Below are 24,492 nucleotides of genomic sequence, written 5' to 3'. Positions count from 1 at the left end.
GAGACGTTATGGAGATCATCGGCAAATATAATCAAGCTACAGTCTTCAATGAACGGATTGACGATATGACGCGCGCACAGATTCAAACGCTCGTCGACCAACCGTTCACGGAAGGGGCAGCGATTCGAATCATGCCGGATATGCATGCCGGCAAAGGCTCGGTCGTCGGGACGACGATGACGATTCACGACAAAATCGTACCGAACCTCGTCGGTGTCGATCTCGGGTGTGGCATGCTTTGCACCGAGATCAATGTGAAGCGGATCGACTTTCAAAAACTTGACGATATGATTCGTCAACTTGTTCCGAGTGGGATGAACATCCGGGAGTCGGCGCATTCATACGCGTCAAAGATTCCGCTAGAAGACGTTCGCGCCCCGTATAAGCTAGACCGGGCGTTACGCTCGGTCGGAACACTTGGCTCGGGCAATCATTTCATTGAGGTGAACCGTGATGATTATGGACGGACGTTTCTCGTCATCCATTCGGGTTCACGCCACCTCGGTGTCCAAATTGCAGAACACTATCAGCAGCGAGCGATCCGTCATATGATGGATACGACAGAAGTACAGAATGAGATCGAGCGTTTGAAAGAAACTGGACGCGAAAGTGATATTCAAGCTTATCTCGAGTACGCGAAGGCGGCGAAACAAGGATTGCGAGACCTCGCTTATATCGAAGGTACAGATATGGACGACTACATGCATGACGTTCGGATTGCCCAACAATACGCGGCAAGTAACCGACTGGCGATGACCGATGTCATCGTCGAAGCGATGAACTGGAACGTCGTCGATCAGTTCGATACAGTGCACAACTATATCGATCACGACGACATGATCCTCAGAAAAGGGGCGATTTCCGCAAAAGCCGGAGAGCGCGTCATCATCCCGATGAACATGCGTGACGGGTCGCTCATCTGTACCGGAAAAGGCAACCCGGACTGGAACTTCTCAGGTCCGCATGGCGCCGGGCGCATCATGTCGCGCTCAGCGGCACGAAAACGCGTCGACTTCAACGAATTTAAAAAATCGATGGAAGGCGTCTGGTCGAGCTCGGTTCGGAAGTCGACAATTGATGAATCACCGTTCGTCTATAAATCGATGAAAGAGATTGTGCGCTATATTGAACCGGCCGTCACGATTGATCAACTGATTAAACCGCTTTATAACTTCAAGGCGAACTGAACATTATTCAGTTTCGCCTTTTTCTTTTACTCGGAAAATCTGATACGCTACAAGTGAGGTGAACGAAATGGAAAAACGGTTGAGTGCATTATCAAAGTATGAGCTCGAGCAAGAAATTCGTGACTTGCATGAGCGGAAACGAAAAGCCGAACAGATGGGTATGGTGAGTGAGATTGAGGTCGTGCTTCGCCGCATCGCCATCGCGGAGAGTTATTTGATTGATCCGGCATCGTTCAAACCAGGTACGACGTATATCGTCACCTACAATAATCGTCCGTTCCGATTGAAGTTTGTCAACGGCGTCATGGGTTGGGGAACGTTTGAAGGAGAAGCGATGGAACATGCGATCCCGCTCTCTGAGCTATCGGAGGTGCGCGTATGAACCGGTCAGACCAATACAAGCGGTTGGCAGAAATCTTAAGAGACAAGAACGACTTGTTGAATGAAGACGAGGCGTTAACGTGGGTTGAGGTGTTGTGGGAAGATTTTGAGACGACACTCGCCCGCGCTGGTGAACCGTACCCAGGGGAGGCAAAGTCGTTCCAATACGTCGTTCAACAAATCGATGCGTACGGGGCGCAATTGCACTTATTTCAAACGAAAAATGAAAAATTCAAACACCTGATTTCGAAACGGGATCTCCACTAAAAAATCACGCGATTGTTGCGTGATTTTTTGCTTGCAAACGTGGTACAGTTGGTTATAATAAAAGTCGCTATTTGTTTGCTTTAGAGTTGAGTATTTATAAACTTTCTTTAGTAAGTATCATGTATCACTAAACTTTCCTTAGAAAGGGAAGGAGGAATACAGTTTGGAAGTCGGTCAAAACATTAAACGACTCCGCGTCAAAAAAGGGTTGACCCAAGAAGAGTTGGCGGAACGTACCGATTTAAGTAAAGGCTACATTTCCCAAATCGAGCGTGATTTGAGTTCTCCTTCGCTTGAGACGCTGTTTGATTTGTTAGAAGTGCTTGGATGTTCGCCTAAAGAGTTTTTCGATGAGGAAATCAATCAAAAAGTCGTCTATACGGAAGACGACCGCACGGTATATGTCGACGAGAATCGGCTGTATCGGACGGAGTGGCTCATCCCAGAATCCAATGAGAAAGAGATGGAACCGATTCTCCTCACGTTCTCAAAACAAGGGGAGTTCAAACGGTACGAGCCGTCACGCGCGGAGACGTTCGTTTACGTACTGTCCGGCCGTGTCGCCCTCAAGCTAGGGAACCACACGTACTTCGCCAAACCGGGCGAGACGTTGTACTACGTCGCTTCAGACGCGCATCAGCTCGTCAACGATTTTGATGGCGCAAGCGAGTGTCTCGTCGTCGCCACACATTCGTATTTATAACAAGGGAGGAAACCAAATGAACCCAGAAACGATCATTCGTTTTGACAACGTGTCGAAGCGGTACGACGATACTGTCGTCTTAGAGAATATTAACTTTGAAATCGAGCGTGGGAAATTCTATACGCTGCTCGGTCCTTCGGGATGCGGAAAGACAACGATTCTGCGGATCATCGCCGGATTCACCGATGCGACAGAAGGTGACATCGAGTTCAACGGGAAGCGGATCAACGACGTGCCAGCGAACAAACGTCAAGTCAACACGGTCTTCCAAGATTACGCCTTGTTCCCGCACTTGAACGTATACGAGAACGTTGCTTTCGGTTTGCGCATCAAGAAGATGAAAGAAGCGGACGTCAAGACGAAAGTCGAACAAGCGCTCAAGTTCGTCAACTTGATAGGCTACGAATCACGTGAAATCGACGAGATGTCAGGCGGACAACGCCAACGCGTCGCCATCGCCCGCGCCATCGTCAACGAACCGGAAGTCATCTTGCTCGATGAGCCGCTTTCAGCGCTCGACCTCAAACTTCGGACTGAGATGCAGTACGAGTTGCGCGAACTTCAGCAGCGTCTCGGAATCACGTTCATCTTCGTTACCCATGATCAAGAAGAAGCGCTCGCCATGTCCGACGAGATTTTCGTCATGAACAACGGGGAGATCGTTCAAAGCGGGACACCGACAGATATTTATGACGAGCCGATCAACCGCTTCGTCGCTGACTTTATCGGGGAGTCGAACATTGTTCCTGGTGTTATGCCGGAAGATCACCTTGTCACGTTTGCCGGGAAAACGTTCGATTGTGTCGACCAAGGGTTTGACCGCAATGAAAAAGTCGAAGTCATCATTCGTCCAGAAGACTTGGAGATGACGTCGGTCGACGCGGCGAAACTCGTCGTCGATGTCGACTCACAACTGTTCCGTGGCGTCCATTACGAGATTTGCTGTTACGACCAAGAAGGCAACGAGTGGCTCGTCCATTCGACGAAGAAATCAGTCGTCGGGTCGAAAATCGGGCTCACGTTCGATGACGAGGCGGTTCACGTCATGCGTCTAGGCGAGACCGAAGAAGAGTTTGACCGTCGTCTCGAATCGTATGAGGAGGTCGCCCATGAATCAAACTAGTCAAACCGCCAAGACGGTCTATTTGACGACGTACTGGATATGGATTGCGCTGTTCGTCATCGCGCCGCTACTCCTGGTCGTCTACTACTCATTTTTTGATATCGAAGGGAACTTGAGTTTAGAGAACTATCAGATGTTCTTCACATCGACTTACTTGACGATGACACTGTCTTCGTTCTGGTATGCGTTTCTCATCACGTCCTTCTCGCTTCTCATCGGGTATCCGACCGCTTATTTATTGACGAGAACGAAACATAAGCAGCTCTGGCTGTTGCTCATCATTTTGCCATCATGGATCAACTTATTACTGAAAGCGTACGCGTTCCTTGGTATCTTTGGAACGTACGGCATCACGAACCAATTTTTAGAGGCGATCGGCATCGGGACGAAACAAATCTTATTCACGGACTTCAGTTTCGTATTCGTTTCAGTTTATATCTTCATCCCGTTCATGATTTTGCCGATCTACAACGCCATCGAGAAGCTGCCGCCGTCGCTCGTCTACGCGTCGCGTGACCTCGGTGCCTCGAACTGGACGACGTTCCGTCGCGTCATCTTCCCATTGACGCTCGACGGGGTGAAGTCAGGGATTCAAATCGTCTTCATTCCGGCGTTGTCGCTCTTCATGATCACGCGCCTCATTGCCGGAAACCGTGTCATCACGCTCGGGACGGCGATCGAACAACAATTTCTCGTCACGCAAAACTGGGGCATGGGGTCAACAATCGCTGTATTCTTGATTTTGGCGATGGTACTCGTCATGGTCATCACACGTGACTGGGGCGCGAAAGGAGCGGTGCGTCGATGAAGAAGAAAAAATTCAAGTTAGCGAATTTGTATTTGATTGCGGTGTTCTTTATTCTGTACGCACCAATCCTCTATCTAGTGTTTTACTCGTTTAACAGTGGGGGAACGATGAGTAACTTTGAAGGGTTTACCCTCGAGTGGTATAAATCGTTGTTCACAGATACCCGTTTGCTCGTCATCGTCTTGAACACGATCGTCATTGCGCTCTTGTCGGCGACCATCTCGACCGTGCTCGGTGTCATCGGGGCGCTTGCCATTTATACGGCACGGCAACGGTTCACGAAGACGTCGCTCTTATCGCTCAACAACGTCTTGATCGTCAGCCCGGACGTCATCATCGGAGCGTCGTTCCTCATTTTGTTCACGATGCTCGGCATTCAACTCGGGTTCTATTCGGTGCTCTTGGCGCACATCGCGTTCTCGGTTCCGATCGTGGTCATTTTAGTGTTACCGAAACTTCAAGAGATGAGCCCGACACTGATCGATGCGTCGCGTGACCTTGGAGCGAGCTCGTGGGACGTGCTCACGAAAGTCATCTTGCCGTATATCACGCCAGGTATCTTCGCAGGGTTCTTCACGGCGCTGACGTATTCACTCGATGACTTTGCGGTGACGTTCTTCGTCACGGGTAACGGCTTCACGACACTTGCCGTCGAGGTCTACTCACGGGCACGCCAAGGGATCTCACTTGAGATCAACGCGTTGTCGACGCTCTTGTTCGTGTTCACGCTCATACTCGTCCTCGGTTATTACGTACTCGCACAACGGAGTGCGAAGGAGGTAAGACGATGAAAAAACTAGTCATCATGTTGACAGTGCCGCTTCTCGTCAGTTTTGGTTTGTTGGTTTGGGTGTATCAAATCAACATGGCCCAAGGGTTTGGCGGCGATAACACACTCGTCGTCTACAACTGGGGTGATTATATCGATGAAGATTTGATCGGCGAATTCGAAGAAGAGACCGGACTCAAAGTCATCTACCAAACGTTCGACTCGAACGAGGCGATGCTGACGAAGATCCAGCAAGGCGGTACCGCGTTTGATATCGCCGTCCCGTCCGATTATGCGATCAGTAAGATGATCGAAGACGATCTGCTCTTGCCGATCGATTACGACAAACTCGAAAATTTCGATAACATCGACCCACGCTTCCTCGACAAGTCGTTCGACCCTGACAACACGTACTCGGTCCCTTACTTCTGGGGTACGGTCGGGATCGTCTACAATCCTGAACTCGTCGACGGTGAGATCACATCATGGAACGACTTGTGGGACATGCCGCTCGAGAATGATATTTTGCTAGCGGACGGTACACGAGAAGTGATGGGCTTCGGTCTTAACTCGCTCGGATATTCGCTCAACACGACGGACCGTGATGAACTGCTCGAGGCAGAAGCGAAGCTCGAAACGCTTTGGCCGAACATTAAAGCGATTGTCGGTGATGAGATCAAAATGCTCATGGCCAATCGTGAAGCAGCCGCAGCCGTCGTCTGGTCGGGTGACGCTTCTGAGATCATGTACGAGAACGACGAGTTGACGTACGTCATCCCGGAAGAGGGGACGAATCTTTGGTTCGATAACCTCGTCATCCCGAGCACGTCGAAAAACATTGAAGGGGCACATCAATTTATCGACTTCATGCTCGATGCTGAAATCGCGGCACGAAATACCGATTACGTCGGGTATTCGACACCGAACGAAGCAGCACTTGAATTTTTAGATGAAGAAGTCACATCGGACGAACGGTTCTATCCGTCTAAAGACGTGACAGATGAGCTTGAAGTGTACGAAAACCTAGGCAAACGCATGAACGCGTATTACAACGAGTTGTACTTGCGCTTCAAAATGCAGAGTAAATAAAGTAAGTCCCGCTCAAACGTTGAGCGGGACTTTTTAGGCTGATTCTTATATTAACCGATTGGAGATTTTGTCTGCCTGATGGCGTCGATGTGCGCTTCCTTGACCTCGATGCTCGCGTTCATATAAGGAAGGAGTCGTTCATACACTTCAATCCGTTCAGCTGCCGTCAATCGAGGTTCACGAGAGGCCATCATTTGCTTCGCCCATATTTTTCGATTCAACACAGGAACGCTAGACGACTCAACCCGCTTCAACGTAGAGCGATCACTGAAGACAATCCAGGAGTGTAAATAGCTTCGATCGAGATGTAGTAGCTGTTCGATTGCCCGCATATGGAGCTCGTTTTGCTTAATCGGATTGTAGAATTTAAACTTCTTTCGATTGGATAAAGCCTGTGTCCACTGTCGATCTTGTTCCCGTCCGAAGATCCAACCGCTATAATTTTTGGACTCGATGACGTGAACACCGCTCTCGTCGATGAACACCACATCGACTTCTGTCGTCCGGTCACGTTTTGTTGGATGAGGCAAATACAGGTTCGTCAAGATGAGCGGGGCGAGCCGGCGCGCCTCAAGTTCAGCAACACAGCGGTACTCTCCATATAATCCGATATCTTGCACGACTTTGATGTAGCGATGACCGGTCTGAGCAAAATATTGACTTTGTTTATACCGTTTTACTTTTGTGTACACGATTGTCCCACAAATTAAAAAAAGCGGGACAGCAAAACTGAGTAAGGAGATTAATACACTTCCAAGTACTTCGTTTAATAATTGGCTCATCATCATTCTCCCTTCTTATCTACGTTCACTATACAAGATGACGAGAAACGATTGAGTGATTTTTGGGGATTATTGGAAATAAGAAATTGAAAAGTACACGGTGAATCACAAAAAAGACCAACCATCTGTTAAGATGACTGGTCAAAAAAACAATCAAGACTGTTGCAACTCGGCACGCTCCTCGTCTGTGAATACGCGGGAACGGCTCAAAAACCGTTTCCCTTCGACGCCTTCGACCGAGAACATGCCGCCCCGGCCGTCGACGACGTCGATGATGAGCTGGGTGTGCTTCCAATACTCGTACTGCTTCTCGTGGATATAGAACGGACAGCCGCCGATCTCTCCGAGCAGGACGTCGTGATCGCCAATCATGAACTCATCTTGCGGGAAGCACATCGGTGAGCTCCCGTCACAGCAACCGCCCGACTGGTGAAACAGGAGCGGACCGTGTTTCGCAAGCAACTGCTCGAGGAGCGCGAGCGTGGCGGGGGTGGCCTCGACGCGACGCACCATCTTAAAAGAACCCGAGTTTTTGTTCGCTGTAGCTGACGAGCATATTTTTCGTACGTTGGTAATGGTTGAGCATCATCTTATGATTTTCACGTCCGATCCCAGACATTTTGTAACCGCCGAACGCGGCATGGGCCGGATACTGATGGTAACAGTTGATCCAAACACGACCCGCTTGAATCTCACGGCCGAACCGATAAGCCCGGTTCATATCGCGTGTCCAGACGCCGGCGCCGAGACCATAGAGCGTATCGTTCGCGATGGCGAGCGCGTCCGCGTCGTCCTTGAACGTCGTCACCGACAAGACTGGACCAAAGATTTCTTCTTGGAAGATGCGCATCTTGTTGTGACCTTTAAAGATGGTCGGTTGAACGTAATAGCCGTCGGCGAGGTCACCGTCCATCATGTTGCGCTCACCGCCGATCAAACATTCGGCTCCTTCGGCTTTTCCGATCTCAAGATACGATAAAACCTTCTCCAGCTGTTCATTTGATGCTTGAGCACCCATCATAACGTCAGGGTCGAGCGGGTTGCCGAGCTTGATCGCTTTGACGCGCTCGAGGACGCGTGCCATAAACGGCTCATAAATCGACTCGTGGATGAGGGCGCGCGATGGACACGTGCACACTTCGCCTTGGTTTAACGCGAACATGACGAGCCCTTCGATCGCTTTGTCAAAGAAATCATCGTCCGCATCCATAATGTCGGCGAAGAAGATATTCGGTGACTTGCCCCCGAGTTCGAGCGTCACCGGGATGATGTTTTGCGACGCGTATTGCATGATCAATCGGCCCGTCGTCGTTTCGCCAGTGAACGCGACTTTGTCGACACGGTTACTTGAGGCGAGCGGCTTCCCGGCCTCGAGTCCGAAGCCATTGACGATGTTGAGCACGCCTGGCGGCAGCAAGTCTTCAATCAGCTCCATCAGTACCATAATCGAGGCCGGTGTTTGTTCGGCTGGTTTTAAGACGATGCAGTTGCCGGCGGCGAGTGCCGGTGCGACTTTCCAGATTGCCATCAAAATCGGGAAGTTCCATGGGATGATTTGAGCGACGACGCCGAGCGGTTCCGCGAAGTGATAGGCGACCGTGTCGTTGTCGAGCTCGCTGATGCCGCCTTCTTGCGAGCGGATGACACCGGCGAAATAGCGGAAGTGATCGATCGCGAGCGGCAGGTCGGCGTTCAACGTCTCACGGACGGCTTTTCCATTCTCCCACGTCTCCGCGTAAGCGAGCATCTCAAGGTTTTCTTCCATTCGGTCGGCAATCTTGTTTAAAATGACCGAGCGTTCGGTGACCGATGTTTTGCCCCAGGCGCCTTTGGCGGCATGGGCCGCGTCCAGTGCCAGCTCGATATCTTCTTTCGTCGACCGAGCGACCTCGCATAACACTTTACCATTTACCGGAGAGGTGTTCTCAAAATAGTCTCCCCCTGAAGGTGCTGTCCACTTTCCGTTGATGTAGTTCTCATAGCGGTCCTTGAACTGGACTTTCGTGCCTGCAGAGTTCGGTACTTCATAAATCATGATCGTTCCTCCCTTTTCCGTAAAGTATAGGGGTTCTATGTATGCGCTTACATTTTGTAGTAAGCCAATAGCTCCCTTTTTCATCCTAACGGGTTGCAGTGATAAAAGTCAAAATTTTTTGACAATAATTTGACACAATTATTTCGAGATGTTTTGAAGTCAAGATTTGTGGTAAAAACAGTATTGTGGAATCAATTTCAAATCGAAGGAGTGGACGTATTCATGGCAAAAACTTATCAAGTCGACCCAGCACACAGCTCAATCACTTTTACGGTGAAGCATATGATGATCTCGAAAGTGAAAGGCGAACTTAAAGAGTTTGCGGTTGATGCGAACGGACAGCCTGACGATTTAGCGAATGCACGGGTAAGCGTGACGATTAAAGCGGCCTCGATTGACACGAACAACGGTGACCGTGACGCACACTTACGGTCGGGCGACTTTTTCGACGCCGATCAACATCCGGACATCGTCTTCGAGTCGACATCATTCCAAGCGAAAGGCGGTAACGAGTTCGCTTTGACCGGTAATTTGACGATTCGTGGAACGACGCGCGAGGAGACGTTTGAAGTCGAGTATGAAGGCAGTGCGAAAGACCCGTGGGGCAATATGAAGCACGCCTTTACCGGAGACGGGACGATCAACCGGGAAGATTACGGGTTGACGTGGAACCAGGCGCTTGAAGCCGGCGGTGTCCTCGTCGATAAAAAAGTGAAATTTGAATTTGAGCTCCAATTCACGGAGTCTGAGGCATAAGAAAAAGTCGCTCGTGAGAGCGACTTTTTACTGTTCATAGACAAGTTTCTTTTGTAAGCTTTCTTCGCTGAACACCCAACCGGTGAACGAAGACAAGACTTCGTTCGACTCTTCGTCGACGATGACGACAGCAACGAACGGGTAGATGTCTTTCGAGAAGTAGCGCAAGTTCGTGAACCGATACTCGATCATGCCGTTGTGACGTGTGACCGTGTACGTGTGAATTTTTGAAAATGCTAAGAACGACTGCAAGTCTGCATTTTTACGAGCTTCGACGAAGTGCAGGTCGTCTTCGCCAGGCATCGCCTTGTCACGGAAGCGGCCACATTCGATGACTTCACCTTTTTTCACTTTGACCGCACCGAGTCCGTTGCGGAAACGAACGGCGACGTGCCAGTCGTCCCAACCAATACCTGGTGAGATAAAGAGCTCATGGGCACCGGCGAAGTGACGGGCGACCGTTGCGAGCGCACGGTTACGTAGTTTGAACTGAATCGCATAGTAACTGATGACGAGCGCAATGAGCAGTGCAAAAATCGGGACAGTTGCCCCTGTGATAAGCCATAATACATATGCTCCGTAATAAGCAGAGAACAAGTAGGGGTCAAACGTTCCGATGACGCCCCAGCCAATCCATTTCTTCGAGAAAGGTTGCAGGGCTTGCGTCCCGTAAGCGTTGAACAAGTCGACGGTGACGTGTAACAATACCGCGATTTGTGCCATGACCCATAATGAAGCAGGGTTGACGCCAAGTACCATACCGATGATGGCACTGACGATGATCGGCCAAGCAAGAAGTGCGGTGATTCCGTGTGAAAGACCGCGGTGCTGGCGTAAATACGTGCTGTTTCCTTTAAGTTTGAAGACGGTGTCAAAGTCTGGCGCATGCGAACCGACAAGAGCGGTAGCCGTCATAGCCAAGAACATTTGCGAGTCGCCTGCTACTTCCGGGCTAAGTGTCGCAAGGGCGCTTAAACCAAGGCCCATTCCAATGTGTGTCGCAGTATCCAATGTGCTTCAGCACCTCCGTTAATAAAGAAACGACGTTCAATGATCGCTACCATCATACAATATTTTTAAAACGAGGGGAAACAAAATGCTCGATATTGATAAATTGTTCACAAATTATACTATTCGTCAGTTCAATGAAAATTTACTCACTTGGTTCAATCGTGAAAAACGCGATTTGCCGTGGCGACACGGGAAAAATCCGTACCGGGTGTGGGTGAGCGAAGTCATGCTCCAACAGACGCGCGTCGATACCGTCATCCCTTATTACAATCGATTCATGGACCGCTTCCCGACGATCGAGGACTTAGCAGAGGCTCATCCCGACGAGGTCGTCAAATATTGGGAAGGGCTTGGATATTACTCACGCGTCCGTAACCTCCATCAAGCGGTAAAAGAAGTCGTCTCTACGTATGACGGCGTCGTACCGGAGGAAAAAGAACTGTTTGAAAAATTGAAAGGGGTCGGTCCGTATACGACCGGAGCCGTGCTCTCGATCGCCTACAATCAGCCCGAGCCTGCCGTCGACGGGAACGTCATGCGCGTCATGGCCCGCCAGTTTGGCATCTATGAAGATATTGCCGTACCAAAGACGCGGAAGATTTTTGATCAAGTCATTCGGCGCCTGATGGACCCGGAGCACGCCTCCGATTTTAATGAAGCTGTCATGGAGCTCGGTGCGACCGTCTGTACCCCGAAAAATCCGATGTGCTCGCTCTGTCCGGTCCAAGACGAATGTTACGCCTATGCACATCATGTCCAAGATGAGCTTCCGGTCAAGACGAAAAAAGGCGCGGCCCGGATCGAGATGTTCGATGCCCTCTACTGTAAACGTGACGGTCGCATCGCCTACGTTCAGCGGCCCGATACAGGTCTGCTCGCGGGAATGTGGCAATACCCGCTTACAGATCGTGGAACGGGGGAACAGTTAAACGGAACCTATATTGGACAAGTGAAACACGTGTTTTCACACATCATCTGGTACGTCGACTTATATGAGGTCGAAACGTTGCCGGACGAGGAGTGGATTTGGCTCGCCGGGGACGAGCGGGATGTGTTGACCGTGTCGGTTGCCCAACAAAAACTAGAACGATTGGTAGGGGATAGAAATGAGACAGTTTGACGTCGAAACGCCGTTCGATACTTCCGTCGAGGCATTGTGGAAATTGTTGCAAGACGCGTCGCTTTTATCTGAACTGACGACGTTTCCAGAAGTGACGCTCGTCGGAGATGGCGCGTCCGTAGAAGGTAATCGAATCCATCTCCGTGTTGGTATCGGACCGGTCACGCTGCCGTGGATCAGTGCGATCACGTTAGCGGGGCGGCACGCATTTTGTGACCAAGGTGTGACTTTGCCGTTCCCGTTCAAACGGTTTTGTCACGTTCACAGTGTGAAAGAAGTCGATGGGAAGGCCGTCATGGTCGATGAAGTGACGTTCGATAGTTACTTACCCGAAGCGATTGTCGAGCAGTTTATTCTTCGCCCGATGTTCGCAGGACGAGCCGTTGCCTTCCAAAAAGCACTAAATTCGTGAAAATAAGAGATTTCCTTTTTCATTGGTTCTGAAAGTCGCTATAATTAAAAATGAGAATGTACAGCATCATAGCGGAAAGGAGGAGCTTATGAGCTTATTTCCCAAAGCAGGTAGCAAGATCGAGATACAGAGCTACAAGCACAACGGGACTTTGCATCGCGTTTGGGAAGAAACGCTCGTCCTTCAATCGTCAAAAACGGATATGATTGGGTTCAACGACCGCATCATGGTCAGTGAATCAGACGGCCGGCAATGGAGAACAAGAGAGCCGGCAATTTGCTACTTTTCATCTGAGTTTTGGTTTAATGTCATCTGTATGATTCGCGAAGACGGGATTTACTACTACTGTAATCTAGGTTCGCCGACAACGTTCGATGGGGCAGAACGAGCCATCAAGTACATTGACTACGATTTAGATATTAAAGTGTTCCCGGATATGTCGTACACGATTTTAGATGAGGATGAATATGAGCGGCATCGTCGCGAAATGAATTATCCGAAAGCGATTGATCGAATCTTGAAACAGAACGTTCAAGAACTTATCAACTGGATTCGAGGACGGAAAGGGCCGTTCAACCCAACATTCGTCGATGAATGGTATCGCGAATACGAAGCACGTTACCGGAGATGAGTACTCATCTCCGCTTTTTTTCTTGAAGGAGGGCTCTATGGGAAGTGTTAGACGCTATTTACAGTTTGTAAAACCATATAAAAAACAAATTGCTTTGACGATTTTCGTCGGGATCTTGAAATTCTCGATTCCGCTCGGGCTACCGTTGCTCTACAAATACGTCATCGATAACTATTTGACGGACCCGGACCCGGCGGCCGATTACACCGAACTCGTTTGGTTATTCGGTATCGTCTTCTTCATCTTCCTCGTCTTGAAGCCGCCAATCGAGTATTTGCGGCAATATTTAGCGCAATGGGCCGCAACACGAATTTTGTTCGACGTTCGGAACCGATTGTTCGACCACGTGCAAAAGCTATCGCTTCGCTACTATTCGAACAATAAGACCGGGCAGATCATCTCGCGTATCATCAACGATGTCGAGCAGACGAAAGACTTTGTCATCACGGGACTCATGAACATTTGGCTCGATATGGTCACGATTTTGATCGCCATCGCCATCATGTATACGATCGACCCGCAATTGACGCTCATCGCTATCTTGCCGCTCCCGTTTTATGCGATCGCCGTCCGCTACTTCTATGGACGCTTGCGCCGCCTCACACGAGAACGCTCGGCCGCACTCGCGGATCTTCAAGGCCATTTGACCGAACGTGTCAACGGCATGGCCGTCATCCGCAGTTTCGCGCTCGAGCCGTATGAGAACAAAGCGTTTGAAGAACAGAACGGCGGCTTCTTGAAAGCCGCACTCCGCCATACAGGTTGGAACGCGAAGACGTACGTCGTCGTGTCGACGATCACGGACATCGCGCCAATCTTAATCTTTACGTCGGCTTCTTGGCTCGTCTTACAACTCGAGGTCACGCTCGGGACACTCGTTGCCTTCATCGCTTATATCGACCGCCTCTATGGACCGCTCGGTCGTCTCGTCAACTCGGCGACGACGCTCACGCAGTCGGTCGCGTCGATGGACCGTGTCTTTGAATTTCTCGATGAGCCGTATGATATCGAACAGAAACGCGATGCGTTCGTGCCGGTGCAGACAGCCGGGGACATCGAACTCGACCGTGTCAGCTTTGCCTACGAAAAAGAAGGGACGCTTGCTTTGCATGACGTCAGCCTGCACATCCGGTCCGGGGAACGAGTCGCCTTCGTCGGCATGTCCGGCGGTGGAAAGTCGACGCTCGTCAGTCTGATTCCGCGTTTTTACGACGTGACGGACGGCAGTATTAAAATCGACGGCGTCGATGTCCGTGACTTTAAACTCCGGGCCCTTCGCGACCAAATCGGCATGGTCATGCAAGATTCGGTTCTCTTCAGTGAGTCGGTCGCCATGAACATCCGGATGGGGAATCCGGAAGCGACGGACGATGCCGTCATCGCCGCTGCGAAAGCGGCCAACGCCCACGAGTTCATCATGAACTTGCAGGACGGTTACAACACGCCGGTCGGCGAAAAAGGCGTGAAGCTGTCGGGTGGACAGAAGCAACGTCTTGCCATCGCCCGCGTCTTCCTCAAACATCCGCCGATCATCATTCTCGATGAGGCGACGAGTGCGCTCGACCTCGAGAGTGAGTCGATGATCCAAGATTCGCTCGCAAGATTGACGAAAGGACGGACGACGCTCATCGTCGCCCACCGCCTATCAACGATCACCGACGCCGATAAAATTGTCGTCGTCGACAACGGTCGAATCATGGAAGCGGGAACGCATGAAGAATTGATGCGTCGCCGTGGCGCGTACTATGATTTGTATATGATCCAAGACTTAGCTGTCGTGGAGTGAGGCTTCGAGTTCAACTCGAAGTCTTTTTTTGTTTTCCGTATCTAGTAGACGGGAATGAAGAAACGACATGCCAAAAGGGGGATGACACGATGATGAATGGGGAAGGATTGATCAATGTCCGTCCGCTCAACGACGGGTTAGAGTTAACGTGGTCGTTTGATGGGAAAGTGCGCGTCACACGGAACGGGAAGTACGTGTATGAGGGGACGGATCAGCATTATGTCGACCGGGAGACGAGCGTCGGGGAGCAAGTCGCTTACCGCATCTCGGACGAGTTTGGCGAAGTGGCAAAACTGTATACTGCGGCCGTTAATCCAAACGACGACTTGTATTGGAATCGTCATCTGACGTCGGCGGTCGTGGCGCCGAGCGGAACGTATTTACAGTGGGACCCGATCGCGGACGTCGACACGTATGCGGTATATCGTGAGGGACGCCGTATCGCGGAAATCGTCGGGAGCGGATACATCGACGAGACACCGCTCGAACAACCGACGCTCTATGAGGTTCGGGCTTTGCGTCCGGTCAAGCGAGATGATAAACCGGGGACCCGTATCGTGCATATGGTCGGAAAAGTGATGTCGATCGCGAAAGAGATGAAGTCGGATACGAGACGTGACAAGGAGCTCTACACGATGTATTTCCTCGTCAGTCCGACACGTCCGGACGTGGCCACGGTCGACGGCATTAACCTGCGTGTCCAGACGTTCATTCGTCCGCCGATGATTAAAAACCCGAACCTGATGTCACCGCACCCGTATTTTGAAGGGGACGGACGTCCTTATAACGTCCATGCGACCGAATACCGGACCCGGACGGAAGTGAAAGTCGAGGGGTTGACCGATATTCCGATTATCTCGTTAAAAAAAGATGCGAACGTTACCCGCGGGTATACGAAGCATCATCGATTGACGGGCGAAGACGTCGCTTCGGTCGACCGCGTGTATGTAGAAGATGTCGACATCGAGCGGGGGAAAGCTGCATTTCGTTTGCAACATTCGGTAGGCAATCCGCTCGTCGTTGCGCCTGATATTAAATACACCATCGTCACGGCACTTAAAAACAGTGCGACGTTCAAACTGTCCGGAAGTCACACCCAGTCGCCGCATCATGAAGTCTACGTCCAAGTCGGCGATGCACCGTGGATGACGATCCACCGGGCGGACGACCTTGGGGTCAGCTTTATGGGCAATCCGATGCCGGAGTGCCACTGGACGTACTTGACATGCATGGACTAAAAAACCAGCCGGCTCATTGATGAGTCGGCTGGTTTGGTGTTTGGTCGATAAAGCGACTCCGTTCTTCTGGGGTCGGTAGTTTGCACGTCTCTTTTTGACCGAACCAGCGATAGCGGTTGTTCGCGATGATGTCGTAACCAAAATCACGAAGCGGTTTAGGGACGAGTCGGATGAAGCGAAGCATCCGCCAGTTCCCGTCCAACCCCTCGGCGATTCGGGTCGCCGCGTCCGATTTCAAATAAGGGACGCCGTCTTTGATCAAAACGATGCTATCGACCGTATCCGGGATACGATGACGTTTTCGGATTGCTTGTCCGGCCTCGCCTTGGAGTGAGGCGAAATGGAAGTTTCCTGTTGAATCACGATTTAAGATGAACTGCACACTGGCGTCACAAAAGTTGCAGTCTCCGTCAAATAACACAATGGCTGGCATAGGGAGCGCCTCCTTCTCTCCTGACTTTATCCGTTCGAACGAATGCTCAAACGTCAAGCGGCGAGCTGACGGGCAGGCTCCATCTTGTAGAGCGAGATGTAATAGAGGTAACCTCCAAGGGCGCCAAATAAGAACATGTAGCCGCTCATGAATACCGGCCCGATGAACGCGCCGACGACGATGCCGGCTGCGGCGACAAGTTTCGCCCCGTGGAACGTCAAGCCTCCGAAGGCGAGGTATGAGGCCCGTCGAGTCGGGTCGATCAAGTCGATTTGTTTCACTTGTCGAATCGGCGAATAGAGCAACTCACCAATGGTGAAGACGATGGCGAGGACGGCAAGCGTGATGAACGAGTTCATTGACGTAATCGCGGCATAGGCCGTCACGTATAAGGATAAGCCGATGAAGAAGATATACTTTTCCCGGTAGCGTTTCACAAAAGCGGTGACCGCGAACGTGATGGCGACGACGAGCAACGTGTTTTCAAGCTGCATGAACGCCATCATGCGGACGCCGTCGAACGGGACGCCGACGATCGACCGTTCTGTGAACGATTCGGCCAAATGGACACCGATATAGTTTGCCATATGGAACTCGGTCGAGAAGACGAGCATGCTACCGAGGACGAACAGCATCCAACGACGGTCACTGAGTGCGATTCGATAGTTTTGATACACGCCGACGAGCGGGTTAGCAGACGTCGAACGGTTTCCTTTATAGCTATCAACGAGAAAACGTTGCAAGACGAGCGTCGTGATCGTCAACACGAGCGTCATTCCGACGAATAGTCCGAAACGATAGTCTCGATAAAAAGCACCTCCGAGCATGACGCCCCCAGCAATCGCCAAATTGACGAGCCAGTAGTCATATACGTAAATCGCTTTACGGTTCGACTCTTCCATCGAATCGATGACGATGGCTTCGAGAGCCGGGTAGTTCAAACCGTTCGCGACGGCGTGACCAAAGTAAAGCACGGCGACGGCAAACGCCCAGTTATTTGACGGATGAATGGCGACCGTCATCCCCAGAAAACAAAGGATTTGGACGATCTGACCGATTTGAAGCACGTGCTTGCGGTTGAAGCGGTCTGAAAAGTACCCGCCAAACAAGCCGGTGACGTAGCCGACGACAACAAACGACGTCATGATAATTCCGGCAGCGATTTTGCCGAGTTCTTCGGAAAAATATAAAGCCATGAATGGAAAGATAGCCGAGCCGACGATGCGGATGAAAAAGCCGCAGACGAGCCGGAGTCGAACGTTTAAAGGGAAATCTTTGAATTTCATGCGAGCACCTCCTTGTTACTAGTCTAATCGTGGACTACACTTGGTAAAAAGAGACAAATGATTTTTGGATGTCCACTTTTAGGGGGAACGACATGAATGCGAAGCTGGTGGCGATTTATCGTCGTGCGTTGGAACAGAACAAAGTGGAACTGACACTACGGGAAGCGGTCGATACGGTCGGCTATAGCGAGAAACAAGTGAAACGGGATATGAAGATGTGGGAAACGTTCGGGTGGGTGGAGTATCGGCCGGGGAAAGGACGAGGCCATGAATCGGTGCTCCGCTTTCAGCCGGAGTTTGACCGGACCCTGAGAGCTTGGATTGATGAGTCTTTCGTTCAGGCCTCGATGGCCGATGCGGCCAAGTGGTTGGAATGGGACTGGCCACCCGCCTTGCGAGAAGTGATTCAAGCACTTATTTGGAGCCGTTTTGGCTTTGAGCAGACTGAAGAAGACCGGTTCATTTTTCCGCGGACGAGGGCGCTCGAATCGCTCGATCCGCTCGATATCCACATCGCGATGGAGGCGTCTTTGTCACGGCACGTCTTCGACCGCCTGTTCGAATGGGACGGGACGACTGTCCAGTCCTCGCTCGCACATTATATAGAGGAAACACCGTTCGGATTTCGTTGCTATATCCGCAAAGGGGTAACGTTTCATAACGGGGTGACGCTTTCGGCCAAGGACGTCGTCTATTCGTTGAATCGGTTATTGGATCATGGCAAACAAGTATGGTTGTTCGCACCGATCGAACGAGTCGAGTCCCCGGCGCCGTACGTCATTGATTTACATACGAAAGCACACCTGGCCTATATTGAACGACTTCTCGCCCAAACCCCGGCCTCGATAACGTATCAAGGGGCCGAAGGGGTCGTGGGGACGGGACCGTTCAAGCTGGAGCAGACGTCGGAGGAAGTCGTACGTTTAAGAGCGTTCGAGCGTGGGCTCCGGCCGAGACCGTCTTTGGATGTGGTTGAATTCGTCACGTTTTCCGAAACGGATTATGCGAAATGGAGCACCCGTGACGACCATAGCCTCGTGAAGTGGATCGCCGAGGCGGGAGCACGCTATCTCGTGTTCAACATGAGGCAGTCTTGGTTGAAGGACGATGCGCCGGCGCGCCATGCGATTCAACGAGCGATTCAAAAAGAGGCGTTCGTGGAGATGGGAGGAGAGCGTCACCAAGTGGCGCATGGATTTTTTCCGGAGATGAGTCGTCCCGTTCACGTGCCCGGGGAGGGGACAATCTGTCAGCGTCCGCTCCGGCTGTTGCACTTGCCGTTTGAAGTGGCGGCGCAAGACGCGGCGCTCGTGGCTACACAGTTACGGACGGCCGGGTTTACCGTCGAGACTGAGACGTATACGATTGGGTCTTTGTTACAAGATGAGACGCTTTGCCGTGCCGATTTGATTTTATGCGGAGAGATGATGAGTGAAGATCTTGATTTGGCGTTCCTAGCCTTTTTGACGAGTGAACTGTCGCTTGTCGGCAAATTGCTCGCGAATGGAGTGGAACTCCGGGCGATGATGGACCGCTATCAACAAACCGACATGAGCGCTTGGTCGATGCTGCATCGCGAAGTCGAACGCTATTTGACTGAGGAGGCCCTCGTCATCCCGCTGTATCATGTCGCTCGTGAGCGCCGCTTTCCGAGTTTCTTTGGAGATGTGCCGCTCGATGTGTTCGGTCACCCGCGATATGATCAATTGTGGATTCGTCCGTCCGTATGAACATAAAAGGAGATGCCGCGGCATCTCCTTGTTTTATAGCTGTGCGAACGCGCGATTTACTGCGACAATCGTCTCATCGATATCTTGTTCCGTATGTTCCGTCGTCAAGAACCACGCCTCATATTTAGAAGGGGCCAAGTTGACACCGTTCTCAAGCATCAATTTGAAGAAGCGGCCGAATACTTCGCCGTCCGACTTCTCGGCTCCTTCGTAGTCCGTGACGATCTCGTCCGTGAAGTAGACGGTGAGCGCGCCTTTTAGGCGGTTAAGCGTGATCGTGACGCCGTGAGTTTTCGCGGCTTCACGGATCCCTGCTTCGAGACGTGCGCCTAACGAATCTAATGTTTCATAGACGCCCGGTTGCTCGAGCACTTCGAGGCAAGCGAGTCCGGTCGCCATCGAGGCGGGGTTTCCGGCCATCGTCCCGGCTTGGTAAGCGGGTCCGAGCGGTGCGACCGTCTCCATGATTTCTGCTTTCCCGCCGTATGCTCCGATTGGAAGTCCACCACCGATGATTTTACCGAGCGCCGTCATGTCTGGCTCGATGTTGTACACTTGTTGGGCACTTCCGTACGTGAACCGGAACGCTGTGATGACTTCGTCGTAAATGACGAGCGCGCCGTGTTCATGGGTGATCTCGTTGATGGCTTGCAAGAAGCCGGGTTTTGGCTCAACGATCCCGAAGTTTCCGACGATCGGTTCGACGAGAACGCAAGCGACTTGATCGCCCCATTCGTTCATCATCGCCCGGTACGACTCGACGTCGTTGAACGGGACGGTGATAACTTCTTTCGCCGTGGCGCGGGTCACACCGGCTGAGTCGGGTGAGCCGAGCGTCGCCGGTCCGCTTCCCGCCGCAATCAGCATCAAGTCGGAATGGCCATGGTAGCAGCCGCTGAACTTGACGACGAGTTCGCGTCCGGTATAGGCACGGGCGACACGGATTGTCGTCATGACGGCCTCGGTCCCGGAATTGGTGAAGCGGACTTTGTCCATCGATGGGATCGCCGCTTTTAGTTTCTTGGCGAAGTCGACCTCAAGCGCGTGAGGCGTCCCGTAAAGAAGCCCTTTTGAGGACGCTTCGATGAGGGCGTTGTGGATATGGGGATGGGCATGGCCGGTAACGATCGGTCCATATGCGGCCAAGTAATCGATATAGCGGTTGCCGTCCACATCATAAAAATAAGCACCTTCGCCGCGCTCCATATAAACCGGGGCACCGCCGCCGACCGCTTTGAACGAACGTGAGGGACTGTTGACACCCCCGACGATATGCGTCAATGCGTCTTCATATAGTACGTCTGAAATTTTACGATTTGATGATGTTGTCATATGTATTGCCTCCTTTTACAAATTCGCAATTATTGTATCACAGCCGTCAACCGCATAATCTCAACGTTTGACGAAGGGTTTAGAAATCAGTACACTATTTATAAAGATTACTATGTAAGAAATAGGTTAATTCTAAACAGACACTTCGCATAAATTCTAATAGAAGAAATGAGGGATTGACGTGGGAAGCGAAATGCTTGACCATGCTGTTCAGTCGCTCCGAGAACATGGAGTCAGAATGACGCCTCAGCGACAGGCGATTTTGGAGTACCTCGTCACGGAGCACAGTCACCCGACAGCGGATGACATTTATAAGGCACTTTCGGGTAGATTCCCGAACATGAGTGTCGCCACCGTCTATAACAACTTACGTGTCTTTAAAGATATCGGACTTGTTCAAGAGATGAATTATGGTGACGCTTCGAGCCGTTTCGATTTTGTGACATCACGTCACTATCACATCATCTGTGATGCGTGCGGGAAAGTCGTCGACTTTAACTATCCTGTCCTTGACGAGATTGAAGCGGTCGCTTCTCAATTGACAGGGTTCAAAGTGGATCGTCACCGCCTCGAAGTATACGGGACGTGCCCGGCTTGCCAAACTGAACAAGCGCATAAACATTAAAAACATCCTCAGGCTGAGGATGTTTTTTTAGTCGTTCTGGTGTGATTGACGTTTGTTATACTTCTCATCGAAGTCTTTGCCTTCGAGCGATTGATCGATCGTCAACGGTTCATCGCAATGCATACATAGATCGACACGTCCAAGCATCTTTGTTTCTTTCTCACAGTTCGGACAAGTGACGATGATTGCTTTCGTCGACGCCATGCCGACGATGAAGTAAAGCGCCGAGCTCGACAGTACCATCACGAAACCGAGCAACATGAAAATAATCATCAGCCACGCGATGCTTTTGGCAAGTAGTCCGAGATACATGACCCCAATCCCAGCGAACACGAGCAGCAAAGCCAGGTTTCTGGCGCGGTTGATTTTATTCCCCCGTTTTTTCATACATAATCCCTCCATGTCTGTCTTTACTATAGCTCATCTGCTCGAAGCTGAGAAGTTCGTACAATCGGTGGCAGGAGAATTTTAAAAGAAGGCGAATCATTTTTGTATCAGATTAGATAATCGTGTGAACCGATTGACGTTTACTAATTAGAAAGAAGGTATCAAGGTGACGATGGAATATGCGACTCGAACAATTTATTCAGAATATGCAGCCTTGAAAACAACGCTTGGCATCATTGAAGTGAAGAAGAAACGGCCGCGCGATCCATTAACAGATCAATCGGATCGATTGTTGATTGTGATTGAAGCGAAGGAAGAACCATTTTGGACAGTGAAACACTATCAAGTCGGACAAGAAAAAATCGTTCTTCATATAGTCAGTGATTCGATGATGGATCGTTGGATTCTAATGAACGAGAACCGGCGTGCCATCCATTGGATCGAAGACGGCATGGTGCTGTTCGAACGAAATGAGTTTTTGCTCGAGCTCAGGCAACGGTTGCGCAATTTCTCGAACGAGGAACAACGACTGCAACTCTCGCTCGCGTTCGCCAAGCTGCTTAGACGTTTCGAAGATGGGCGCGGACTGTTCTTACAGGAAGAGCATCAAGATGCGTTCACCCAAATCCACCATGCGCTCACGCATTTGGCGCGGCTCTCCATCCTGGAGGCAGGAATCCACCCGGAGATTGTATTATGGAAGCAAGTCCGTAAACTCGACCTAGAAGTGTATAAGCTTCACGACGAACTCGTGAACGGGCACGAATCACTCGAACAACGTATTCACCTGGTCATCATCGGCATGGAGCATTTAATTCAATCTAAAGTCTTGCCGGGTACGTTGTTACTTTTGCAGGCGATGCAACAACGTGACGAACCATGGTCGTTCTCGGAGTTGATGGAGCACCCGAACTTACAAGAGTTAAAAGTCGACCTCGGCAGCATCGTCGGCTTCTTAGTCCGGAAAGGTTACGTCCGGGCAGTGACACGTCCGACAAAAGGAGTAGGCGTCGAAGCGGTCGCTTATGAAATTGCTTAACTATATAGAAGAGAATGGGGAAACTGAATCGAATGAAGGTTACTAAATTTCTGCTCGGCAGTGTGTTTATTATATTTGCGGCTGGATTCTTATCAATTGTGACAGGATTGTTTGCGATGGGCGATCCTCTCGGAAGTGAGCGGCCGATCATTTGGACGATTTGGTACGTGGTCGTTCTCTTGATTGTTATTATGGCGCTATATGACTTTTCGTCGTTATCGAAAGGACAACTCAAACGTATCGCTTTAATTGGAACGGTTGTCGGGATTGTTTTCTTTAGTTCCGTGAAAGGATATTACGTGTATACGGCGGGATTACGGATTGAAGAACGTGGCGTCTCGTTGCGTGACTATCAACCGTTCAAGCCTAAGTCTGATTTGGCTGAACTCGATAAGCCTTCAACATTTGAGATTGGAACAAACATTCCCCGACTAGACGGCGCGACGGCGCTGTATCCGATGTATGCTGCATTCGTCGAGGCGGTTTATCCTGAAGCGGATTATAACCCCGATAGCCCTGAAGTCAGCTCGGTCGTCTCGACGACGACAGGTACAGCGTATGAGCGATTGGTTAAAGGGGAAACGGATATCATCTTTGTAGCCGGACCGTCCGATCAACAGTTGGCAGTAGCTGAGCGACAAGGAGTAGAGTTTCAGATGACACCGATCGGCCGTGAGGCGTTCGTCTTTTTTGTACATGAAGACAATCCGGTCGACTCGCTCGAATTGGAACAAATTCAAAACATCTATGCAGGGGACATTACGAGTTGGGATGAAGTCGGTGGTAAAAAAGATTCGATTCGAGCGTTCCAACGGCCAGAAGACAGCGGGAGCCAAACGGCTTTGCAGCGTTTGATGGGGGACAAAAAGCTTATGGACGCCCCGGTCGAGGATGTCCCGGAAGGAATGGGTGGCATCATCGAACAGACGGCTTCCTATCAAAACCATAAAAATGCCATCGGATTCTCGTTCCGCTTTTATGCAACGGAGATGGTAGATGAACATGCGATTAAATTGTTACGGGTCGATGATGTCGCGCCTACGGTCGAGACAATCGGGGACGGGACGTACCCGATCACATCCGAGTTTTATGCGGTCACGACGACCGACAAATACGAGCAATATAAGCCGTTCATCGAATGGCTGACGTCTGAAGAAGGACAGTCACTTGTTGAAAAGACAGGATACGTGCCACTGGCTACAAATTGATTGGGATTGGGTCTCTAAATACAGAGATCCAATCTTTTTTTATTTTCTTGTTATTTTTTATTGACGCGGTGGTAAATAGGCATTATAGTTATAAACGTTGTCACAGCAAATGATTATTCCAGAAAAACAATTTGTGAAAAAAGTTGTTGACTTTTAATCAGGAAACGTGATAAATTAATTGAGTCGCCAAGCGCGACAGACGAACTTTGAAAACTGAACGATGAGGCAAAAAAGTTTTACAAGTTTTGATTGAAGCGCAAGCTTCGTCATTTTCAAGAGCTATATCAAATTCTTTGGAGAGTTTGATCCTGGCTCAGGACGAACGCTGGCGGCGTGCCTAATACATGCAAGTCG

At 50.6% G+C, this 24,492-nt stretch carries 26 protein-coding genes and 1 rRNA gene; 19 read left to right on the top strand and 8 right to left on the bottom strand.

What is annotated here, in order from left to right; all coding sequences use genetic code 11:
- Positions 1-8: 8 nt before the first annotated feature.
- The 8 genes from EVJ21_RS12365 (at position 9) to EVJ21_RS12330 (ending at position 6,327) form a co-directional block, all read left to right on the top strand.
- A complete protein-coding gene (locus EVJ21_RS12365; RefSeq protein ID WP_131490634.1) occupies positions 9-1,187 on the top strand; it encodes an RtcB family protein in 1,179 nt (392 codons plus the stop codon).
- Between the two features lie 67 nt (positions 1,188-1,254).
- Entirely contained in the window at positions 1,255-1,569 is a 315-nt protein-coding gene (locus EVJ21_RS12360; protein ID WP_070328949.1) for a YfhH family protein, read from the top strand.
- Positions 1,566-1,835 carry a YfhJ family protein gene (locus EVJ21_RS12355; RefSeq protein ID WP_070328950.1) on the top strand — a complete coding sequence of 90 codons (270 nt, stop codon included), beginning with the start codon at positions 1,566-1,568 and terminating at the stop codon, positions 1,833-1,835. Before EVJ21_RS12360 ends, EVJ21_RS12355 begins: the two co-directional genes overlap by 4 nt.
- Positions 1,836-1,998: 163 nt before the next feature.
- Positions 1,999-2,538 (top strand): helix-turn-helix domain-containing protein, encoded by a 540-nt coding sequence (locus EVJ21_RS12350; protein WP_070328951.1) that lies wholly within the window; start codon positions 1,999-2,001, stop codon positions 2,536-2,538.
- 16 nt (positions 2,539-2,554) lie between these two features.
- Positions 2,555-3,661, top strand: a complete 1,107-nt coding sequence (locus EVJ21_RS12345; protein ID WP_131465658.1) for an ABC transporter ATP-binding protein — start codon at positions 2,555-2,557, stop codon at positions 3,659-3,661.
- The gene (locus tag EVJ21_RS12340) at positions 3,648-4,469 is read left to right on the top strand and encodes an ABC transporter permease (RefSeq protein ID WP_070328953.1); all 822 of its coding nucleotides are present in this window, start codon (positions 3,648-3,650) and stop codon (positions 4,467-4,469) included. The genes EVJ21_RS12345 and EVJ21_RS12340 overlap by 14 nt, the downstream gene beginning before the upstream one ends.
- Entirely contained in the window at positions 4,466-5,260 is a 795-nt protein-coding gene (locus EVJ21_RS12335; RefSeq protein WP_070328954.1) for an ABC transporter permease, read from the top strand. Before EVJ21_RS12340 ends, EVJ21_RS12335 begins: the two co-directional genes overlap by 4 nt.
- Positions 5,257-6,327, top strand: a complete 1,071-nt coding sequence (locus EVJ21_RS12330; RefSeq protein ID WP_070328955.1) for an ABC transporter substrate-binding protein — start codon at positions 5,257-5,259, stop codon at positions 6,325-6,327. Before EVJ21_RS12335 ends, EVJ21_RS12330 begins: the two co-directional genes overlap by 4 nt.
- A gap of 50 nt (positions 6,328-6,377) precedes the next feature.
- On the opposite strand, the gene EVJ21_RS12325 is transcribed toward EVJ21_RS12330, so the two are convergent.
- The 3 genes from EVJ21_RS12325 to exaC form a co-directional block, all read right to left on the bottom strand.
- Positions 6,378-7,109 carry a nuclease-related domain-containing protein gene (locus EVJ21_RS12325; protein ID WP_070328982.1) on the bottom strand — a complete coding sequence of 244 codons (732 nt, stop codon included), beginning with the start codon at positions 7,107-7,109 and terminating at the stop codon, positions 6,378-6,380.
- A gap of 153 nt (positions 7,110-7,262) precedes the next feature.
- The gene (locus EVJ21_RS12320; RefSeq protein WP_070328956.1) at positions 7,263-7,622 is read right to left on the bottom strand and encodes a DUF779 domain-containing protein; all 360 of its coding nucleotides are present in this window, start codon (positions 7,620-7,622) and stop codon (positions 7,263-7,265) included.
- Position 7,623: 1 nt separating this feature from the next.
- Positions 7,624-9,144, bottom strand: a complete 1,521-nt coding sequence (exaC, locus tag EVJ21_RS12315; RefSeq protein WP_070328957.1) for an acetaldehyde dehydrogenase ExaC — start codon at positions 9,142-9,144, stop codon at positions 7,624-7,626.
- Between the two features lie 222 nt (positions 9,145-9,366).
- On the opposite strand from exaC, the gene EVJ21_RS12310 reads away from it, so the two are divergent.
- On the top strand, positions 9,367-9,900 hold the full coding sequence (locus EVJ21_RS12310; RefSeq protein WP_071399187.1) for a YceI family protein: 534 nt from the start codon (positions 9,367-9,369) through the stop codon (positions 9,898-9,900).
- 27 nt (positions 9,901-9,927) lie between these two features.
- Here EVJ21_RS12310 and EVJ21_RS12305 read toward each other — a convergent pair whose 3' ends face one another.
- Complete coding sequence (locus tag EVJ21_RS12305; protein WP_070328958.1) at positions 9,928-10,911, bottom strand: metal-dependent hydrolase; 984 nt, start codon at positions 10,909-10,911, stop codon at positions 9,928-9,930.
- Positions 10,912-10,996: 85 nt separating this feature from the next.
- On the opposite strand from EVJ21_RS12305, the gene mutY reads away from it, so the two are divergent.
- The 5 genes from mutY to EVJ21_RS12280 all read left to right on the top strand — a co-directional run bounded on the left by mutY (position 10,997) and on the right by EVJ21_RS12280 (position 16,098).
- Positions 10,997-12,031, top strand: coding sequence for an A/G-specific adenine glycosylase (mutY, locus tag EVJ21_RS12300; RefSeq protein ID WP_070328959.1), 1,035 nt, complete (start codon positions 10,997-10,999; stop codon positions 12,029-12,031).
- Positions 12,018-12,443, top strand: coding sequence for an SRPBCC family protein (locus EVJ21_RS12295; RefSeq protein WP_131441081.1), 426 nt, complete (start codon positions 12,018-12,020; stop codon positions 12,441-12,443). The genes mutY and EVJ21_RS12295 overlap by 14 nt, the downstream gene beginning before the upstream one ends.
- An 88-nt stretch (positions 12,444-12,531) precedes the next feature.
- On the top strand, positions 12,532-13,074 hold the full coding sequence (ntdP, locus tag EVJ21_RS12290) for a nucleoside tri-diphosphate phosphatase (RefSeq protein ID WP_021067741.1): 543 nt from the start codon (positions 12,532-12,534) through the stop codon (positions 13,072-13,074).
- Positions 13,075-13,111: 37 nt separating this feature from the next.
- The gene (locus EVJ21_RS12285; protein ID WP_131490633.1) at positions 13,112-14,860 is read left to right on the top strand and encodes an ABC transporter ATP-binding protein; all 1,749 of its coding nucleotides are present in this window, start codon (positions 13,112-13,114) and stop codon (positions 14,858-14,860) included.
- A gap of 89 nt (positions 14,861-14,949) precedes the next feature.
- Positions 14,950-16,098: a DUF3238 domain-containing protein gene (locus tag EVJ21_RS12280; protein WP_071399193.1), complete on the top strand. Its 1,149-nt coding sequence runs from the start codon at positions 14,950-14,952 to the stop codon at positions 16,096-16,098.
- Positions 16,099-16,111: 13 nt separating this feature from the next.
- On the opposite strand, the gene EVJ21_RS12275 is transcribed toward EVJ21_RS12280, so the two are convergent.
- The gene (locus tag EVJ21_RS12275; protein WP_071399194.1) at positions 16,112-16,531 is read right to left on the bottom strand and encodes a thiol-disulfide oxidoreductase DCC family protein; all 420 of its coding nucleotides are present in this window, start codon (positions 16,529-16,531) and stop codon (positions 16,112-16,114) included.
- Between the two features lie 53 nt (positions 16,532-16,584).
- Positions 16,585-17,817, bottom strand: coding sequence for an MFS transporter (locus EVJ21_RS12270; RefSeq protein ID WP_131444188.1), 1,233 nt, complete (start codon positions 17,815-17,817; stop codon positions 16,585-16,587).
- A 92-nt stretch (positions 17,818-17,909) separates the two neighbouring features.
- Between EVJ21_RS12270 and EVJ21_RS12265 the strand changes: the two genes are divergently transcribed.
- The gene (locus EVJ21_RS12265; protein ID WP_071399196.1) at positions 17,910-19,547 is read left to right on the top strand and encodes an ABC transporter substrate-binding protein; all 1,638 of its coding nucleotides are present in this window, start codon (positions 17,910-17,912) and stop codon (positions 19,545-19,547) included.
- A 33-nt stretch (positions 19,548-19,580) separates the two neighbouring features.
- Here the strand turns inward: EVJ21_RS12265 and EVJ21_RS12260 are convergent, their stop codons facing one another.
- Entirely contained in the window at positions 19,581-20,879 is a 1,299-nt protein-coding gene (locus tag EVJ21_RS12260) for a glutamate-1-semialdehyde 2,1-aminomutase (RefSeq protein WP_070328966.1), read from the bottom strand.
- A gap of 193 nt (positions 20,880-21,072) precedes the next feature.
- Here EVJ21_RS12260 and perR point away from each other — a divergent pair, with 193 nt between their 5' ends.
- Entirely contained in the window at positions 21,073-21,504 is a 432-nt protein-coding gene (gene perR, locus EVJ21_RS12255; RefSeq protein ID WP_131490673.1) for a peroxide-responsive transcriptional repressor PerR, read from the top strand.
- Between the two features lie 27 nt (positions 21,505-21,531).
- Here perR and EVJ21_RS12250 read toward each other — a convergent pair whose 3' ends face one another.
- Complete coding sequence (locus EVJ21_RS12250) at positions 21,532-21,891, bottom strand: YgzB family protein (protein WP_070328968.1); 360 nt, start codon at positions 21,889-21,891, stop codon at positions 21,532-21,534.
- A gap of 172 nt (positions 21,892-22,063) precedes the next feature.
- On the opposite strand from EVJ21_RS12250, the gene EVJ21_RS12245 reads away from it, so the two are divergent.
- The 3 genes from EVJ21_RS12245 to EVJ21_RS12235 all read left to right on the top strand — a co-directional run.
- Positions 22,064-22,930: a nucleotidyltransferase-like protein gene (locus tag EVJ21_RS12245; RefSeq protein WP_070328983.1), complete on the top strand. Its 867-nt coding sequence runs from the start codon at positions 22,064-22,066 to the stop codon at positions 22,928-22,930.
- A 32-nt stretch (positions 22,931-22,962) separates the two neighbouring features.
- Positions 22,963-24,138, top strand: a complete 1,176-nt coding sequence (locus EVJ21_RS12240; RefSeq protein ID WP_236636587.1) for a PstS family phosphate ABC transporter substrate-binding protein — start codon at positions 22,963-22,965, stop codon at positions 24,136-24,138.
- A 290-nt stretch (positions 24,139-24,428) separates the two neighbouring features.
- Positions 24,429-24,492, top strand: a 16S ribosomal RNA gene (locus tag EVJ21_RS12235); the annotation flags it as partial.

The sequence above is a fragment of the Exiguobacterium sp. SH0S2 genome (assembly GCF_004337185.1).
Lineage (GTDB): Bacteria > Bacillota > Bacilli > Exiguobacteriales > Exiguobacteriaceae > Exiguobacterium > Exiguobacterium aurantiacum_A.
This window is presented reverse-complemented; position numbering and strand designations above follow the sequence as displayed.

Bases quoted from the DNA above. Each gene is read 5' to 3' on its own strand.
- EVJ21_RS12365 (WP_131490634.1), top strand. From the start codon at position 9: ATGGAGATCATCGGCAAATATAATCAAGCTACAGTCTTCAATGAACGG.
- EVJ21_RS12360 (WP_070328949.1), top strand. From the start codon at position 1,255: ATGGAAAAACGGTTGAGTGCATTATCAAAGTATGAGCTCGAGCAAGAA.
- EVJ21_RS12355 (WP_070328950.1), top strand. From the start codon at position 1,566: ATGAACCGGTCAGACCAATACAAGCGGTTGGCAGAAATCTTAAGAGAC.
- EVJ21_RS12345 (WP_131465658.1), top strand. From the start codon at position 2,555: ATGAACCCAGAAACGATCATTCGTTTTGACAACGTGTCGAAGCGGTAC.
- EVJ21_RS12340 (WP_070328953.1), top strand. From the start codon at position 3,648: ATGAATCAAACTAGTCAAACCGCCAAGACGGTCTATTTGACGACGTAC.
- EVJ21_RS12335 (WP_070328954.1), top strand. From the start codon at position 4,466: ATGAAGAAGAAAAAATTCAAGTTAGCGAATTTGTATTTGATTGCGGTG.
- EVJ21_RS12330 (WP_070328955.1), top strand. From the start codon at position 5,257: ATGAAAAAACTAGTCATCATGTTGACAGTGCCGCTTCTCGTCAGTTTT.
- EVJ21_RS12325 (WP_070328982.1), bottom strand. From the start codon at position 7,109: ATGAGCCAATTATTAAACGAAGTACTTGGAAGTGTATTAATCTCCTTA.
- EVJ21_RS12320 (WP_070328956.1), bottom strand. From the start codon at position 7,622: ATGGTGCGTCGCGTCGAGGCCACCCCCGCCACGCTCGCGCTCCTCGAG.
- exaC (WP_070328957.1), bottom strand. From the start codon at position 9,144: ATGATTTATGAAGTACCGAACTCTGCAGGCACGAAAGTCCAGTTCAAG.
- EVJ21_RS12310 (WP_071399187.1), top strand. From the start codon at position 9,367: ATGGCAAAAACTTATCAAGTCGACCCAGCACACAGCTCAATCACTTTT.
- mutY (WP_070328959.1), top strand. From the start codon at position 10,997: ATGCTCGATATTGATAAATTGTTCACAAATTATACTATTCGTCAGTTC.
- EVJ21_RS12295 (WP_131441081.1), top strand. From the start codon at position 12,018: ATGAGACAGTTTGACGTCGAAACGCCGTTCGATACTTCCGTCGAGGCA.
- ntdP (WP_021067741.1), top strand. From the start codon at position 12,532: ATGAGCTTATTTCCCAAAGCAGGTAGCAAGATCGAGATACAGAGCTAC.
- EVJ21_RS12285 (WP_131490633.1), top strand. From the start codon at position 13,112: ATGGGAAGTGTTAGACGCTATTTACAGTTTGTAAAACCATATAAAAAA.
- EVJ21_RS12280 (WP_071399193.1), top strand. From the start codon at position 14,950: ATGATGAATGGGGAAGGATTGATCAATGTCCGTCCGCTCAACGACGGG.
- EVJ21_RS12275 (WP_071399194.1), bottom strand. From the start codon at position 16,531: ATGCCAGCCATTGTGTTATTTGACGGAGACTGCAACTTTTGTGACGCC.
- EVJ21_RS12270 (WP_131444188.1), bottom strand. From the start codon at position 17,817: ATGAAATTCAAAGATTTCCCTTTAAACGTTCGACTCCGGCTCGTCTGC.
- EVJ21_RS12265 (WP_071399196.1), top strand. From the start codon at position 17,910: ATGAATGCGAAGCTGGTGGCGATTTATCGTCGTGCGTTGGAACAGAAC.
- EVJ21_RS12260 (WP_070328966.1), bottom strand. From the start codon at position 20,879: ATGACAACATCATCAAATCGTAAAATTTCAGACGTACTATATGAAGAC.
- perR (WP_131490673.1), top strand. From the start codon at position 21,073: ATGCTTGACCATGCTGTTCAGTCGCTCCGAGAACATGGAGTCAGAATG.
- EVJ21_RS12250 (WP_070328968.1), bottom strand. From the start codon at position 21,891: ATGAAAAAACGGGGGAATAAAATCAACCGCGCCAGAAACCTGGCTTTG.
- EVJ21_RS12245 (WP_070328983.1), top strand. From the start codon at position 22,064: ATGGAATATGCGACTCGAACAATTTATTCAGAATATGCAGCCTTGAAA.
- EVJ21_RS12240 (WP_236636587.1), top strand. From the start codon at position 22,963: ATGAAGGTTACTAAATTTCTGCTCGGCAGTGTGTTTATTATATTTGCG.